The organism is Mesorhizobium sp. P171375 (assembly GCF_057786075.1).
The window spans coordinates 5,713,775-5,727,417 of record NZ_JBYNWF010000001.1 but is presented as its reverse complement, the minus strand read 5'-3'; the positions used below and the strand labels follow the sequence as shown (position 1 = coordinate 5,727,417).

General features: G+C 64.1%; 13 protein-coding genes and 1 pseudogene. 7 read left to right on the top strand and 7 right to left on the bottom strand.

All coding sequences use genetic code 11. The features are described from left to right. The first annotated feature begins 54 nt into the window (after nucleotides 1-54). From ACYHH6_RS27960 to melA, 4 genes are read left to right on the top strand one after another with little or no spacing between them, the layout of a single operon-like run. Nucleotides 55-1,062, top strand: a complete 1,008-nt coding sequence (locus ACYHH6_RS27960; protein ID WP_352583634.1) for an ABC transporter permease — start codon at nucleotides 55-57, stop codon at nucleotides 1,060-1,062. Further along, nucleotides 1,063-2,196 (top strand): ABC transporter permease, encoded by a 1,134-nt coding sequence (locus ACYHH6_RS27955; RefSeq protein ID WP_352583636.1) that lies wholly within the window; start codon nucleotides 1,063-1,065, stop codon nucleotides 2,194-2,196. It begins immediately after the preceding gene. A gap of 9 nt (nucleotides 2,197-2,205) precedes the next feature. Beyond that, complete coding sequence (locus ACYHH6_RS27950) at nucleotides 2,206-3,873, top strand: ABC transporter ATP-binding protein (protein ID WP_352583638.1); 1,668 nt, start codon at nucleotides 2,206-2,208, stop codon at nucleotides 3,871-3,873. A 21-nt stretch (nucleotides 3,874-3,894) separates the two neighbouring features. Beyond that, nucleotides 3,895-5,265 carry an alpha-glucosidase/alpha-galactosidase gene (gene melA / locus ACYHH6_RS27945; RefSeq protein WP_352583640.1) on the top strand — a complete coding sequence of 457 codons (1,371 nt, stop codon included), beginning with the start codon at nucleotides 3,895-3,897 and terminating at the stop codon, nucleotides 5,263-5,265. Between the two features lie 3 nt (nucleotides 5,266-5,268). On the opposite strand, the gene ACYHH6_RS27940 is transcribed toward melA, so the two are convergent. After that, entirely contained in the window at nucleotides 5,269-6,915 is a 1,647-nt protein-coding gene (locus ACYHH6_RS27940) for an acetolactate synthase large subunit (RefSeq protein WP_352583642.1), read from the bottom strand. Nucleotides 6,916-7,184: 269 nt separating this feature from the next. Between ACYHH6_RS27940 and msuE the strand changes: the two genes are divergently transcribed. After that, entirely contained in the window at nucleotides 7,185-7,745 is a 561-nt protein-coding gene (gene msuE, locus ACYHH6_RS27935; RefSeq protein WP_352583644.1) for an FMN reductase, read from the top strand. Between the two features lie 189 nt (nucleotides 7,746-7,934). On the opposite strand, the pseudogene ACYHH6_RS27930 reads toward msuE, so the two are convergent. Then, a pseudogene (locus ACYHH6_RS27930) lies at nucleotides 7,935-8,030 on the bottom strand (sugar ABC transporter ATP-binding protein); the annotation flags it as partial. Between the two features lie 80 nt (nucleotides 8,031-8,110). Between ACYHH6_RS27930 and ACYHH6_RS27925 the strand changes: the two are divergent. Beyond that, nucleotides 8,111-8,440 (top strand): YciI family protein, encoded by a 330-nt coding sequence (locus ACYHH6_RS27925; RefSeq protein ID WP_112562143.1) that lies wholly within the window; start codon nucleotides 8,111-8,113, stop codon nucleotides 8,438-8,440. On the opposite strand, the gene ACYHH6_RS27920 is transcribed toward ACYHH6_RS27925, so the two are convergent. The 3 genes from ACYHH6_RS27920 to ACYHH6_RS27910 form a co-directional block, all read right to left on the bottom strand. Then, nucleotides 8,441-8,563 carry a hypothetical protein gene (locus tag ACYHH6_RS27920; protein ID WP_488500494.1) on the bottom strand — a complete coding sequence of 41 codons (123 nt, stop codon included), beginning with the start codon at nucleotides 8,561-8,563 and terminating at the stop codon, nucleotides 8,441-8,443. 42 nt (nucleotides 8,564-8,605) lie between these two features. After that, entirely contained in the window at nucleotides 8,606-8,845 is a 240-nt protein-coding gene (locus tag ACYHH6_RS27915) for an exopolysaccharide production repressor protein (protein WP_352583646.1), read from the bottom strand. 201 nt (nucleotides 8,846-9,046) lie between these two features. Continuing rightward, nucleotides 9,047-10,078, bottom strand: coding sequence for a hydroxyacid dehydrogenase (locus ACYHH6_RS27910; protein WP_352583648.1), 1,032 nt, complete (start codon nucleotides 10,076-10,078; stop codon nucleotides 9,047-9,049). A gap of 211 nt (nucleotides 10,079-10,289) precedes the next feature. On the opposite strand from ACYHH6_RS27910, the gene ACYHH6_RS27905 reads away from it, so the two are divergent. Then, nucleotides 10,290-11,351, top strand: a complete 1,062-nt coding sequence (locus tag ACYHH6_RS27905; RefSeq protein WP_352583650.1) for a LacI family DNA-binding transcriptional regulator — start codon at nucleotides 10,290-10,292, stop codon at nucleotides 11,349-11,351. A gap of 22 nt (nucleotides 11,352-11,373) precedes the next feature. Here the strand turns inward: ACYHH6_RS27905 and ACYHH6_RS27900 are convergent, their stop codons facing one another. Beyond that, a complete protein-coding gene (locus ACYHH6_RS27900) occupies nucleotides 11,374-12,819 on the bottom strand; it encodes an aldehyde dehydrogenase (protein ID WP_352583652.1) in 1,446 nt (481 codons plus the stop codon). 37 nt (nucleotides 12,820-12,856) lie between these two features. After that, nucleotides 12,857-13,642 (bottom strand): coniferyl-alcohol dehydrogenase, encoded by a 786-nt coding sequence (locus ACYHH6_RS27895; RefSeq protein ID WP_352584318.1) that lies wholly within the window; start codon nucleotides 13,640-13,642, stop codon nucleotides 12,857-12,859. Nucleotide 13,643: the final 1 nt, after the last annotated feature.

Genomic DNA, 13,643 nt, shown 5'->3' with positions numbered 1-13,643 from the left:
CGGAGTAAGGTCAGCGGCAGAGAACCCTGAAACCGGCAACGAGGAGGCGAGACGGTGCTGCGATTCCTGGCCATGCGCATAGCATCGGCGTTACCGGTTATGGTCATCCTGAGCTTGGTCACCTTCGCCATCATCCAGGCGCCGCCGGGCGACTATGCCGACTATATCCGCTCGCAGCTCATCAACCAGGGCGGCGCGTCTTTTGCCGAAGCCGACGCGCAGGCGCAGGCCTACCGCGTCGAGCATGGTCTCGATAAACCGCTGCCGGTTCAGTACGTGAACTGGATCGCCGGCATCGTCACCCGCGGCGATTTCGGCTACAGTCTCTACTACAACAAGCCGGTCGCCGCCGTGGTCGGCGAGCGGCTGCCGCGCACGCTGCTGCTGGCGCTGGTCTGCCATCTGCTCGCTTCGGTGCTCGGCATCACCTTCGGCATCTGGGCGGCCACCCGGCAATACACCTGGATCGACTCGATGCTGTCGGCCATCTCCTTCCTCGGCATGACCGTGCCGCGCTTCCTGATGGCGCTGATCATCGTCTATCTCCTGGTCTTCCAGTTCAACGTGTCGGAGATCGGCAGTTTCTTCTCGCCGCAATATGGCGGCGCGCCGTGGTCGTGGGCAAAGTTCGCCGACCTCGTCAAACATGTCTGGCCGGTGGTGGCGATCGCCACCTTTGGCGGGCTCGCCTACAATATGCGCGTCATGCGCGGCAATCTGCTCGATACGCTGAACGCCCAGTATGTCGAGACGGCCAAGGCCAAGGGGCTCACCGGCGGCGCCGTCGTCATGCGCCATGCCGTGCCCAACGCGTTACACCCGCTCATCATGTATCAGGGCGTGGTGCTGCCCTACATGCTGACCGGCGAGATCGAGACGGCGATCATCTTCGCGCTGCCGACGGTCGGGCCGGCGATTGTCGGTTCGATGGCGGTCGGCGACGTCTATGTCACGGCGACGTTCATGATGGTGCTTTCGGCGACGCTGATCGTCGGCAACATCATCGCCGACATGCTGCTTGCGCTGCTCGACCCGCGCGTGCGCCAGTTCGGAGAGAGCTAGATGTTGGCACGCGACCCATCCCCGCCGCCGCCGGCCGAAGCAACAACGATTCCGACACCGCGCGGCAATGAAAGCTACATGGCGCTGGTCTGGCGCCGGCTGCGGCGCTCCTGGACCGGCATGGCCGGGCTGATCCTTGTCGTGCTTCTTGTGCTGATGGCGCTGTTTGCCGATTTCTTCGCGCCGATGGACCCCAAGGCGACCGATGTCGCTTTCGCCCCACCGCAAGTCATGAGTTTTCACGACAAGGACGGCAATTTCGTGCTCCAGCCGCGGGTCTATGCGCTGGCGGATTCGGCTGACCTCGACCCGGTCACCTTCCAGCCGGTCGTCGGACCGGACTACGAGCATCCGCGCCTGCTCGGCTTCTTCGTTAGGGGTGCCGAGTACCGGCTGCTCGGGCTGATCCCCGCCAACCGGCATTTCTTCGCCTCGACCGACGGCCTACCGGTGCATTTTCTCGGCACCGACAAGTTCGGCCGGGATGTGCTGTCGCGCGCTATCCATGGCTCGCGCGTCTCGTTGATGATCGCGCTGACGGTGGTGTTCATCATCACCGTCATCGGCACCACCGTCGGCATGGTCTCCGGCTATTTCGGCGGCCGGTTCGACGTCTGGGTGCAGCGCTTCGTCGAACTGGTGCTCGCGTTCCCGCAACTGCCGCTTTATCTGGCGCTGACGACCCTCATCCCGGTGACCGCGCCGACCAATGTGTTCCTCGCCTTCGTCATCATCGTCATGTCGGCGCTCGGCTGGGCGCAGATGTCGCGCGAGGTGCGCGGCAAGACGCTGGCGCTGGCGCGGATCGACTATGTGCGCGCCGCCATGGCGGTCGGCGCCACTGATATGCGCATCATCATGCAGCATATTTTCCCCAATGTGATGAGCCACGTCATCGTCGCGGTGACGATCGCGATCCCGACGGTGGTGCTGCTTGAAGCCTTTCTTGGTTTCCTCGGCTTCGCGGTGAAACCGCCGCTGATCTCCTGGGGTCTGATGCTGCAGGATACCGCGACCTATTCGGTCATCGGCACCTATCCGTGGATCCTGTCGCCGGTCGGTTTCGTGCTGATCACCGTCTTTGCCTTCAACGCGCTGGGCGACGGCCTGCGCGATGCCGTCGATCCCTATTGAGGTGGCCGGATGACCGTCGTGCTCGCACAATCCTTCGCACCCGCCGTCCGGCTCGACCATGCCGGCCGCCACGACCAACCGATCATCGATGCCCGCAACGTCGAGGTCGCCTTCAAGGTCGAGCACGGTGTCGTCGAGGCGGTGAAGGATGTCTCGTTCCAGCTTTATCGCGGCGAGACCATCGCCATCGTCGGCGAGTCCGGCTCCGGTAAGTCGGTGACGGCGCGCACCGTCATGGGGCTTCTGTCAAAGCGGGCCACCGTGTCGCCGAAATCGAGCGTCGACTATTGCGGGCAGGACATACTGAAATTCCCCGAGAGCGCCCGGCGCAAGCTGCGCGGCAACCGCATCTCGATGATCTTTCAGGAGCCGATGAGTTCGCTCAACCCGATCTACACGGTCGGCAGCCAGATCGTCGAGGCGATCAGGGTGCATCGCAAGGTGAGCCGTAGGGAGGCCTGGGCACGGGCGCTCGAATTGCTGCGGCATGTCCAGATCCCCGAGCCGGAAGCACGCATCAAGCAGTATCCGCACCAGCTGTCGGGCGGGCAGCGCCAGCGCGTGATGATCGCCATGGCTTTGGCCAACGACCCCGATGTGCTGATCGCCGACGAGCCGACGACCGCGCTCGACGTCACGGTCCAGGCGCAGATCCTGAACCTGATCCGCAACCTGCAGAAAGAGCTCAGGATGGCGGTGATCCTGATCACCCACGACCTCACCGTGGTGCGGAAATTCTCCGACTATGTCTATGTCATGCAGTATGGCGAGATGTGCGAGCACAACGTCACCGAGCGTCTGTTCGCTGACCCGCAGCATCCCTACACCAAACGGTTGCTCGCCTCCGAGCCGCACGGCAAGCCACAGCCGCTGCCTCAGAACAGCGGCACGATCCTAGAAGCCCACGACATGCGTGTCTGCTTCATGCTGCGCCATGGCAGCTTCCTGAAGCCGGACTGGCGCGAACTCGTCGCCGTCGACGATCTCGGCCTGAAACTTTGCCGCCACGAAACACTTGGGCTGGTTGGTGAATCCGGCTCCGGCAAGACCACGTTCGGTCTCGCTCTGCTCAAACTCACCGATGCCAAGCGCGGCGCGATCAGCTTCGACGGCCAGCCGATCCAGGGCCTGTCGCGCACCGAGATGCGGCCGCTTCGCTCACGCATGCAGGTGGTCTTCCAGGATCCATTCTCGTCGCTCAATCCGCGCATGACGATCGGCCAGATCATCGAGGAAGGGTTGGTCGTCAATAGGTTAGGGGCGACGCGGCGCGAGCGGGTCGAGCGGGTGCGCGACGCCCTGGTCAGCGCCGGCATGCCGGGCGACATTCTTTCGCGCTTTCCGCACGAATTTTCCGGCGGCCAGCGGCAGCGCATCGCGATTGCCCGCGCCATTGCGCTGGAGCCCGAATTCATCCTGCTCGACGAACCGACTTCGGCGCTCGACCTCTCTGTGCAGGCGCAGATCATTGACCTGTTGCGCAAGCTGCAGGACGAGCGCGGCTTGAGCTATCTCTTCATTTCGCACGACCTCAAGGTGGTGCGCGCGCTCTGCCACCGCGTCATCGTCATGCAGAACGGCAAGATCGTCGAACAGGGACCCGTCGACGAGGTCCTCACCAATCCCAAGACCGCCTACACCGAACGGCTCGTCAGGGCCGCTTTCGATGTGGCGTAGCAAAGTGCCGGAGGTTTAAAAGTGCAAAGACATCCCAGGATCACCTTCATCGGCGCCGGCTCGACCGTGTTCATGAAGAACATTGTCGGCGACGTGCTGCAGCGGCCGTCGCTGTCGAATGCTACGATCGCGCTGATGGATATCAATCCGCAGCGGCTGGAAGAGAGCGCCATCGTCGTCAACAAGCTGATCGCAACGCTCGGCGTGAAGGCGAAGGCCGAGACCTATTCCGACCAGAAGAAGGCGCTCGCCGGCGCCGACTTCGTCGTCGTCGCCTTCCAGATTGGCGGCTACGAGCCGTGCACCGTCACAGATTTCGAGGTGCCGAAGAAATACGGCCTGCGCCAGACCATCGCCGATACGCTCGGCGTCGGCGGCATCATGCGGGGCCTCAGGACCGTGCCGCATCTGTGGAAGATCTGCGAGGACATGCTCGCCGTCTGTCCAGAGGCGATCATGCTGCAATACGTCAATCCGATGGCGATCAACACCTGGGCGATTTCAGAGAAATATCCCAGCATTAAGCAGGTCGGCCTCTGCCATTCGGTGCAGGGCACGGCGATGGAGCTGGCGCACGATCTCGACATTCCCTACGAGGAAATCCGCTATCGCTCGGCCGGCATCAACCACATGGCCTTCTATCTCAAATTCGAGCATCGCCAGCCGGACGGCTCCTATCGCAACCTCTATCCGGACCTCGTCCGCGCCTATCGCGAGGGCAGGGCGCCGAAGCCCGGCTGGAACCCGCGCTGCCCTAACAAGGTGCGCTACGAGATGCTGACGCGGCTTGGCTATTTCGTCACCGAAAGCTCCGAGCATTTCGCCGAATACACGCCCTATTTCATCAAGGAAGGGCGCCCCGACCTGATCGAGAAATTCGGCATTCCGCTCGACGAATATCCCAAGCGCTGCATCGAGCAAATCGAGCGCTGGAAGGGACAGGCCGAGGCCTATCGCTCGGCCGACCGCATCGAGGTCGAGCAGTCGAAGGAATACGCCTCCTCGATCATGAATTCTGTGTGGACCGGCGAGCCGTCGGTGATCTACGGCAATGTCCGCAACAATGGCTGCATCACCTCGCTGCCGCACAACTGCGCGGCCGAGGTGCCGTGCCTGGTCGACGCCTCAGGCATCCAGCCGACCTATATTGGCGAGTTGCCACCGCAGCTCACCGCGCTGATCCGCACCAACATCAACGTCCAGGAACTGACGGTGCAGGCGCTGATGACCGAGAACCGCGAGCACATCTACCACGCGGCGATGATGGACCCGCATACGGCGGCCGAACTCGACCTCGACCAGGTCTGGGCGCTGGTCGACGAGTTGCTTACGGCGCATGGCGACTGGCTGCCGGCCTGGGCGCGTGGGAGCGCCAAGGTCCGGGCAGCCTGAGCGTCACACCTCTGGCGGCGCCGGCAGCCGGTGGCGCAGTTCCTCGACCAGGACGCGCTCGTTCTCCGAATAGTCGATCGGAACGACGACGAGATGGACGCCACCGGCGGTGAACGCCGTTTCGAGCGTCGGCTTGAGGTCGGCAATGGCGCTGACCCTGGTGCCCTTGGCGCCATAGGCCTCGGCATATTTTACGAAATCGGGGTTGCCGAAGGTCATGCCGAAATCGGGAAACTGGTCGACCGCCTGTTTCCAGCGGATCATGCCGAATGCGTTGTCCTCGATGATCAGCACGACCAGGTTGAGTTTCAGCCTGACGGCGGTTTCCAGCTCCTGGCTGTTCATCATGAAGCCACCATCGCCGCAGATTGCCATGACGCGGCGGCCGGGATAGAGCATCGCCGCCGTCATCGCCGACGGCAGGCCGGCGCCCATCGTGGCCAGCGCATTGTCGAGCAGCAGCGTGTTGGCGACGCGGGTGCGGTAGTTGCGCGCAAACCAGATCTTGTACATGCCGTTGTCGAGAGCGAGGATGCCGTCGGCCGGCATGACCGCGCGGATATCGTGGACCAGGCGCTGCGGCGTGAACCGGTCCTCGGTGGCGCGCGCGGCAATGCGGCCCAAAATGCCTTCGCGCAGCGGCAGCAGCGCCTGCGCGTTGGGGATCTTGCCCTCGATGCGATCGGCAAGCAGCCGCAGTGAAGCGCCGATGTCGCCGATCACTTCGGTCTGCGGGAAATAGACCTGCTCGACATTGGCCGGCTGGTAGCCGACATGGATGACTTTCGGTCCCTTGTCGCCCATGATGAAGGGCGGCTTCTCGATCGTGTCATGGCCGATGGTGATGATGAGGTCGGCCTGTTCGATCGCCTCATGCACATAGTCGCGCTCGGAGAGCGCGGCCGTGCCCATGTAGAGTTCGGTGCCGCCGGGCACCGTGCCCTTGCCCATCTGCGTGGTGAAATAGGGGATGCCGGTCCTGAGCACGAACTGGGCGAGGTCGGAGGTCGAGCGCGGCCGCGAGGCGGCGGCGCCCAGCATCGCCAGCGGACGCTGCGCCTTGATGATCATCTGCGCGGCGCGGTCGAGCGCGAGCGGGCTCGCCAGCGGCAGCTCGACCGGATGCGGCGGGATCAGCGCGACGTCGTCGCATTCCTCGGCCGCGATGTCTTCAGGCAGTTCCAGATGCACCGGGCCGGGACGCTCTTCCTCGGCAATGCGGAAGGCCTCCCGCACAACGGCGGGGATCGTGCGCGGCGAGATGATCTGGCGCGACAGCTTGGTCAGCGGCTTCATCGCGGCGACGATATCGACTATCTGGAAGCGGGCCTGGCGCGACGACCGGATGCCCTTCTGCCCGGTGATCATGATCATCGGCATGGCGCCGAGCAACGCATAGGCAGCACCGGTCGTCAGGTTCAAGGCACCAGGCCCGAGCGTGGTGATGCACACACCTGGCTTGCCGGTGAGCCTGCCATGGGTGGCGGCCATGAAGGCTGCCGCCTGCTCATGGCGGGTCAGGATGAGCTGGATCGACGATTTGCGGATGGATTCCACGACGTCGAGGTTCTCTTCGCCCGGAATGCCGAAGATACGATCGACGCCCTCATTCTCGAGGGCGGCTACAAGCAGGTCTGAACCTTTGCGCACGAAGCATCTCCTGGGCGAAGTGGCGGCGAACCGCGTCGGGATATGGTCAGACATAGTCCTGAAAAAGCCCTAGCGCGAGGCACGGCCGCCGCCAACGTCGTTTTGCGCTTGCAGACCGTTCTGTTTCTTGCGGACCAGCGAGCGAGTCGGGCAAACGGAAAAAAATTCCCTAGGGATGGCACTGGAGGGCCTATCCTTGCTTCTTGCGGCAGGTGCAAGCCTGTAAATAGGCGATATGAAACGGCCACCGTCCTGAGAGGTGAGAGCACATGCCCAATCCAACCGTCGTCGGGTTTTCCGGCAATTTCACCCGGCCGTCCAAGACGCGTGGCTTCGTCGACCAGGTCGTCAGGGACATTGCGCGCCAGCATGGCCTGTCGGCGAGCACCTATGACATCGAAGACCTTGGCCCCTCGCTGGGCGCTGCCAAATGGGCGCGCGATCTCGACGGCCAGGCGCGGGCGATTTTCGACAGCGTCGTCACCGCCGATGTCCTGGTGGTGGGTTCGCCGACCTACAAGGGCAGCTACACCGGCCTGTTCAAGCACTTCTTCGACCTGTTCGATCCCGCTTCCTTGCGCGGCAAGCCGGTGGTGCTGCTCGCCACCGGCGGCAATGATCGCCATGCGTTGATCGTCGAGCACCAGTTGCGGCCGCTGTTCGGCTTCTTCGAGGCGCTCACGCTGCCGACCGGAGTCTACGCCACGGACAAGGATTTCTCAGACGGCGTGCTGCGGGCAGAACCCATCCTGAAGCGCGTCGAGCAGGTTGTCGGCGAGGTCGGGCTGGTGCTGGCCAATCGCTCGGCCGCCGGCGTCGCTGTCGGATAGAGCGCGGCGAGCAGGTCGCCTCAAGCATTAACGGCTCGGGAATGAAAAAAGGCCCGCCACCGACGCGAATCGTGACGGGCCTTCGTGGAGTACGCCGGGCTTCCCACCGCCCGACTGCTTTAAAAACTATCCGGCGGAAGGATGGTTCCGCGAGATTCCTGCAAGTCCTTACGTCATAGCCAAAATCAATACCCCGGCCGTCTTGGCGACGCCTAATGCGGCCGTCGGCTCATCCAGCAGGATCAGCTTGCTCGCCCAATGCGTGGCGCGCGCGATCGCGACGCCATGCGGCGGGTGGTCGAGCAGACCGCGCCGGAACCACCACGGCTGCCCAGCCATTGTCCTCGAACATGGAGGAACCAATCATGCCCAAGTATATCACCATCGGCTACGGCGACCGGGCCGGATATGACCGGACGCCGCAGGATGTCAGGCAGGCAGCCCATGAGCATGATGCGTCGCTCAAGCAGCGCGGCGTGGTGATGGGCATCGCCGAAACACCGGTGCAGGTGCGAAATCCGGACGCCAGCGGCGTGCTGACCGAAACCGGGCCCTATCTCTCGTCGGACCTGCCCATCGCCGGCTTTTCGATCATGGAAGCCAGCGACATGGATGAGGCGATCGCGCTGGCCTCGAAATCGCCTTGTGCGGTGGCGCATGGGGTGATCGAGATCTGGCCGCTCAACGAGCGGTAACTAGTTCCTGTCCGCCGGCTTGGAGCGCATCCGCGACACCGTCTCGCGTTCGGCGCGCTTGGAGGGCAGCGGCGGCGGGCCGTGGTCGATCGGGCCTATGGCCTCTGGCAGCATGTCGTCCATGCGCCTGGGGCGATCGCCGACGTGGCTTTCGATCTCGCCCGTTCAGAAAGTCTGGAATAAAAGCGGGCTTGTCGGATCCGCCGCCGAGCGTGCGCCCGATGGTTCCGATGATCGCCTAAACACCAGGTGAACGACCAGGCCGAAGTAACCGACCTGCAGGATTACCAGTGTCAGCACTGACCAGCCAAGGGTCACCCAGATCGACCCGGTCTCCAGATAGGCCCAGATTGCAACGCCGATTGCCGTTGCAGACATCCCGACCAGAAATTGCGGAAAGTACATGTCTCTTTCCACCCCCATTTCCAACCCGTGGGTTGGGATCTGTTGCCAGCATCCTTAATTAAGTTGTCACTAAATTAGTAATATTGCAATCGCCTGCGGAGAGCACGGTCATGGCGCGGTCATAGCGGGTTTGAGCTTGTGTACGGCGCGCGGTGTTTCTCAAACCACGGACAAATCAGCGAAACGGTCCCCCGCCTGCCATCAATTCCGATCCGCCGGTTTCGAGCGCATCCTCGACACCGTCTCGCGCTCGGCGCGCTTGGAGCGCAGCGGCGGCAGGCCGCGGTCGATCAGGTCCATGTCTTCCAGGACCATGTCGCCCATGCGCTTGAAGGCGATGTCGAGCGCGCCGGCTCGGTGGGCGGAGCGCAGGAAGCCGGGGATCGTACGGACCGGATGGTCCTGTGCCAGCGGCTCTTCCGGGAAGACGTCACTGGCGGCAACGATGTGGCCGCTCTTTACCGCTGCCATCAGAGCAGGGAAGTCGACGACACCGGCGCGGCTGAGCAGGATGAAGGCCGCACCCTTGCGCATGCTGGCAAAAGCACCGGCGCCGAGGAAACCCTGGTTCTCCGAGGTCACCGAAGCGACGACGAAGACGAAGTCGCTCGATGTCAGGACATCGTCGAGCGAGGCCGGCTCGACGCCATTGTCGATCAGGATCGACGGCGGCAGCCAGGGATCGAACACCTTGGTGCGGGTGCGGAAACCCGACAGCAGGCGGTTCAGCGCCCGGCCGAGATCGCCGAAGCCGATGATGCCGACATCGGCGCCCGACAGCAGCCGCGCGGTGAGGTTGCCGTCGCCGCCCCACAGCTCCTCGCCTTTGCGGAAGGCGAGGTCGGCATCGACGATGTTGCGGGCGAGATTGAGCGCCATGGCAAGCCCGAGCTCGGCCACCGGCTCGGCAAAGACCAGGCCGGTGGTGACGACATGGATGCCGCGCGCAAACAGCGTCTCGTAGGGCATGTTGTTGACGAGGTTGGTCTCGACATTGAAGACGCAGCGCAGCGCCTTCATAGCTTCCAGCGTCTCAGGCGAGATTGGTGGCTGGCCGATGATGTAGCGGGCTTCGGCCAGCACATCGGCCGGCAGTTTCGCCACGCCGTCGGCCGTCGTCTCGACAATGCGGTAGTGCGCCTTGAGGCGCGCCAGCTGTGGCGGGGTGAAGATCAGCTCGAGCGTGCGTGGTTCCGGCGCGCTGATGACCAGCGGCAAGGCCGTGTTTGGCATGATGATTCCTCCCGGGCGATCCGCAGCGCGTATTTTTGCTAGCGCGTATTTTTGCTTTGCACTTGTCGTTATCCCAAAACCGCATCACACTTTAGGGCGACATGCGCTCGACAAAATACCCACGATTAAACGATTTACAACTCCGAAAAATCGATTTACTCATTTCTCCAGCGGACGGAATGCCTCGGTCCGCGCTTCGGGAGGAGGACCAATGGCGCATAGGCAGGACCAGCAGCGGCGTGCGTCGATCCACGACGTGGCCAGCCGCGCCGGCGTGTCCGCCGCCACCGTCTCCAAGGTCATGGCCGGCGTCACCACGGTGAAGCCCGAAAATGCGCAGCGCGTCTTCGATGCGGTCGAGCAGCTGGGTTACCGCGTCGATCCGCTCGCCTCCGACATGCGCCGGGCCAAGCGCCGCATTATCGGTGCCATCATGCCCGAGTTCGAAAGCGAATTTTTTGGCCAGATGGTCACCCAGCTCGAGAGCCTCGCCGAGCAGCGCGGCTACACGCTGGTGGCGGCGTCGAGCCGTGAATCGGAAGCGCGTGAGAAGGAAATCCTGGCCCGCATGCATGACTGGCGCGTCGCCGGCGTGGTGCTGGCGCCGGTGCGCAACGAGCATGGGCCGGCTGCCGACTTCATGAAGGCCAACGGCATGACAGGCGTGCTGATCGATCGTGTGCTCTCCGATGACGCCTTCGACACGGTGTCGGCCGACAGTGCCGCGGCCAGCGCCGAAGTGGCGCGCGAACTGATCGCCAAGGGCCATCGCCACATACTGGTCGTCGGCCTCGGCGAGCAGGCGGCCACGATGCGCGCCCGCCTCGACGGGTTTCGCACTACTGCGCTCAAACTGGCGCCGGATGTGCGCATCGATGTGGTACTGGCCGATGCCGACGTCGAGCCGCTGCGAGCGCAGTTGCGCGAGTATTTCGCGAAAGGCGAACGGCCGACGGCGGTCTATTCGCTGTTCCTCAAGGGCACGCTGGTGGCGCTGTCCGAGTTCCGCCGGCGCGGCTGGCATTGTCCCAACGACATCTCGCTGGTCGGCTTCGACGACGCCGAATGGATGCAGGTGACATGGCCGGCCATCGCCGCCGTCGTGCAGCCGGTGCGCCAGATCGCCGGCCACGCCATGGAGGCGCTGTTTGCAAGAATTGAAGGTGGGGAGGGGCCGCCGATCGCGCGGCTCGAGCCTTGCCGCGTTTTGATGCGGGAATCCGTTGGCTCGCCAGGCAACGGCCCGCATTCCGGGGGAGGAAAGCGACAATAGCCCCCATTGAAGGGAAGAAGAATCAAAACGGATAGTGCTGGTTTGGATCCTCGATGGTCAGCCAGCGCAGGTCGGTGAATTCGGCGATCGAGGCCTTGCCGCCGAAGCGGCCATAGCCCGAGCCCTTGACGCCGCCGAACGGCATTTGCGCTTCGTCGCCGACGGTCGGGCCGTTGATGTGGCAGATGCCGGCCTCGATGCGCGCGGCGACCGCCATGGCACGGCGGATGTCGCGGCTGAAGACGGCCGAGGAGAGGCCGTATTCGGTGTCGTTGGCGACGCGCACGGCTTCGTCCTCGCCCTTGACGCGGATCACCGGTTTGACCGGCCCGAAGGATTCTTCGGCGTAGACGCGCATGGAAGGCGTGACATGGTCGAGCAGCGTTGCCTCGACCACGGTGCCGGTGCGCTTGCCGCCGGCCACCAGTTTCGCGCCCTTGGCGACGGCGTCGGCCACCAGCTCCTCCATCTTGTCGGCGGCCTGGCTGCTGATCAGCGAGCCCAGCACGACATGGCCGCGCGGGTCGCCGGCCGGCAATGCAGCGGCGCGGGCGGCGAGCTTGGAAACGAACTCATCGGCGACCCTTTCATCGACGACCAGGCGTTCGGTCGACATGCAGATCTGGCCCTGGTGCATGTAGGCGCCGAAGGCTGCCGCATTGACCGCGGCGTCGATGTCGGCATCGTCGAGCACGACGAGCGGCGCCTTGCCGCCAAGTTCGAGCAGCGCCGGCTTCAGGTTCCTGCCGGCGAGCTCGGCGATGATCCGGCCGACCTTGGTCGAACCGGTGAAGTTGACGCGCCTGACGGCGGGATGCGCGACCAGCGCCTCGACGATTGCGGCAGCGTCCTTGGGGTCGTTGGTGACGACGTTGATGACGCCCTTGGGCAGGCCGGCCTCGACCAGCACCTGGCCGATCAGCCGGTGCGTGCCCGGACACATTTCGGAGGCCTTCAGCACCACTGTATTGCCGCAGGCGATCGGCATGGCGATGGCGCGGGTGCCGAGAATGACAGGCGCATTCCACGGTGCAATGCCGAGGCATACGCCGGCCGGCTGGCGGATCGCCATGGCGAGCGTGCCCGGTTTGTCGGACGGGATGACTTCGCCCGAAATCTGCGTCGTCATGGCGGCTGCCTCGCGCAGCATCTTGGCGGCGAGCATGACGTTGAAGCCGGCCCAGGGACCGGTGGCGCCGGTTTCTTCCATCATCAATTTGGTGAATTCGCCAACCTTGGAATCCATCACATCGGCCGCCTTGGCGAGCAAAGCGCGGCGCTCGCCAGGTCCGGTCTTCGACCAGGTCTTGAAGGCAGTGGCTGCAGCTTCGACCGCGGCATTGGCGTCGGCGACACTTGCTGCTGCGGCGCGCGTCGCCAGCTTGCCGGTGAACGGGTCCATGCGCTCGTAAGAGGCAGCACCCGACGCATCCCGTTTGTCGCCGTCGATCAGAAGTCCGATGTCCATTGTTTTCTCCCTCGCTCGCCGTCGAGCGTCGCAAAATTTAGAAGCCGAGCACCTCGGCGTTGATCGATGCTTCGAGGCCGCCATCAACCGGCACGTTGGCGCCGTTGACCCAGCGTGCGCCGTCCGAGCACAGAAACAGCACGACAGGCGCGATGTCGCCCGAGGTGCCGGCGCGTCCGACACGGGCGATGTCGCTGTCGACGCGGGCATCGCCGAGCACAGTGCGGAACTGTTTCAGGATCGGCGTCTCGACCGGGCCGGGGCTGACCGCATTGACGCGGATGCCGCGGCTCCTGAACTGCTCCTGATGCGCGGCGCGCTGCGTCCACAACAGAAGCAGTTCCTTGGAGACGGGGTAGCCTTCCTCGTTCTTCACCTGATGGTCGGCGACCACTTTGGCGATATCGGGAAAGCCCTCGATGCCGACCATCGACGCCGCGCGGTTGAGGTTGGCGCGCCAGCCATAGCCGGCGATCGAAGCGACGTTGACGATGGCGCCGCCTTCGCGAAGCTTTGGCGCGAGACCTTCCGAAAGTGCGCGCAGACCGTAGAAGTTGACCGCCAGCGTCGACACCGCGCCGGTGTTGCCGGAGAGGCCGGCGACGTTGCAGAGCGCGTCGATACGCTGCGGCACGGACGCAATGAGGTCCTCAACGCCGGCCCTGGACGAGATGTCGGCCTTGACGAAGCCGCCGACTGTTGCTGTCGGCTCGCGCACATCGACGCCGATCACGTCGGCGCCGAGCTGGCCGGCAAGTTCGGCCGTTCGGGCACCGATGCCGGAAGCGACACCGGTGATCAGAATGGTTTTGCCGAAAAGCATG

What these genes read in the sequence shown, in the direction of transcription:
- ACYHH6_RS27955 (WP_352583636.1), top strand. Translation starts at nt 1,063, where the DNA reads ATGTTGGCACGCGACCCATCCCCGCCGCCGCCGGCCGAAGCAACAACG.
- ACYHH6_RS27950 (WP_352583638.1), top strand. Translation starts at nt 2,206, where the DNA reads ATGACCGTCGTGCTCGCACAATCCTTCGCACCCGCCGTCCGGCTCGAC.
- msuE (WP_352583644.1), top strand. Translation starts at nt 7,185, where the DNA reads ATGCCCAATCCAACCGTCGTCGGGTTTTCCGGCAATTTCACCCGGCCG.
- ACYHH6_RS27925 (WP_112562143.1), top strand. Translation starts at nt 8,111, where the DNA reads ATGCCCAAGTATATCACCATCGGCTACGGCGACCGGGCCGGATATGAC.
- ACYHH6_RS27920 (WP_488500494.1), bottom strand. Translation starts at nt 8,563, where the DNA reads ATGGACGACATGCTGCCAGAGGCCATAGGCCCGATCGACCACGGCCCG.
- ACYHH6_RS27915 (WP_352583646.1), bottom strand. Translation starts at nt 8,845, where the DNA reads ATGTACTTTCCGCAATTTCTGGTCGGGATGTCTGCAACGGCAATCGGC.
- ACYHH6_RS27910 (WP_352583648.1), bottom strand. Translation starts at nt 10,078, where the DNA reads ATGCCAAACACGGCCTTGCCGCTGGTCATCAGCGCGCCGGAACCACGC.
- ACYHH6_RS27905 (WP_352583650.1), top strand. Translation starts at nt 10,290, where the DNA reads ATGGCGCATAGGCAGGACCAGCAGCGGCGTGCGTCGATCCACGACGTG.
- ACYHH6_RS27900 (WP_352583652.1), bottom strand. Translation starts at nt 12,819, where the DNA reads ATGGACATCGGACTTCTGATCGACGGCGACAAACGGGATGCGTCGGGT.
- ACYHH6_RS27895 (WP_352584318.1), bottom strand. Translation starts at nt 13,642, where the DNA reads ATGCTTTTCGGCAAAACCATTCTGATCACCGGTGTCGCTTCCGGCATC.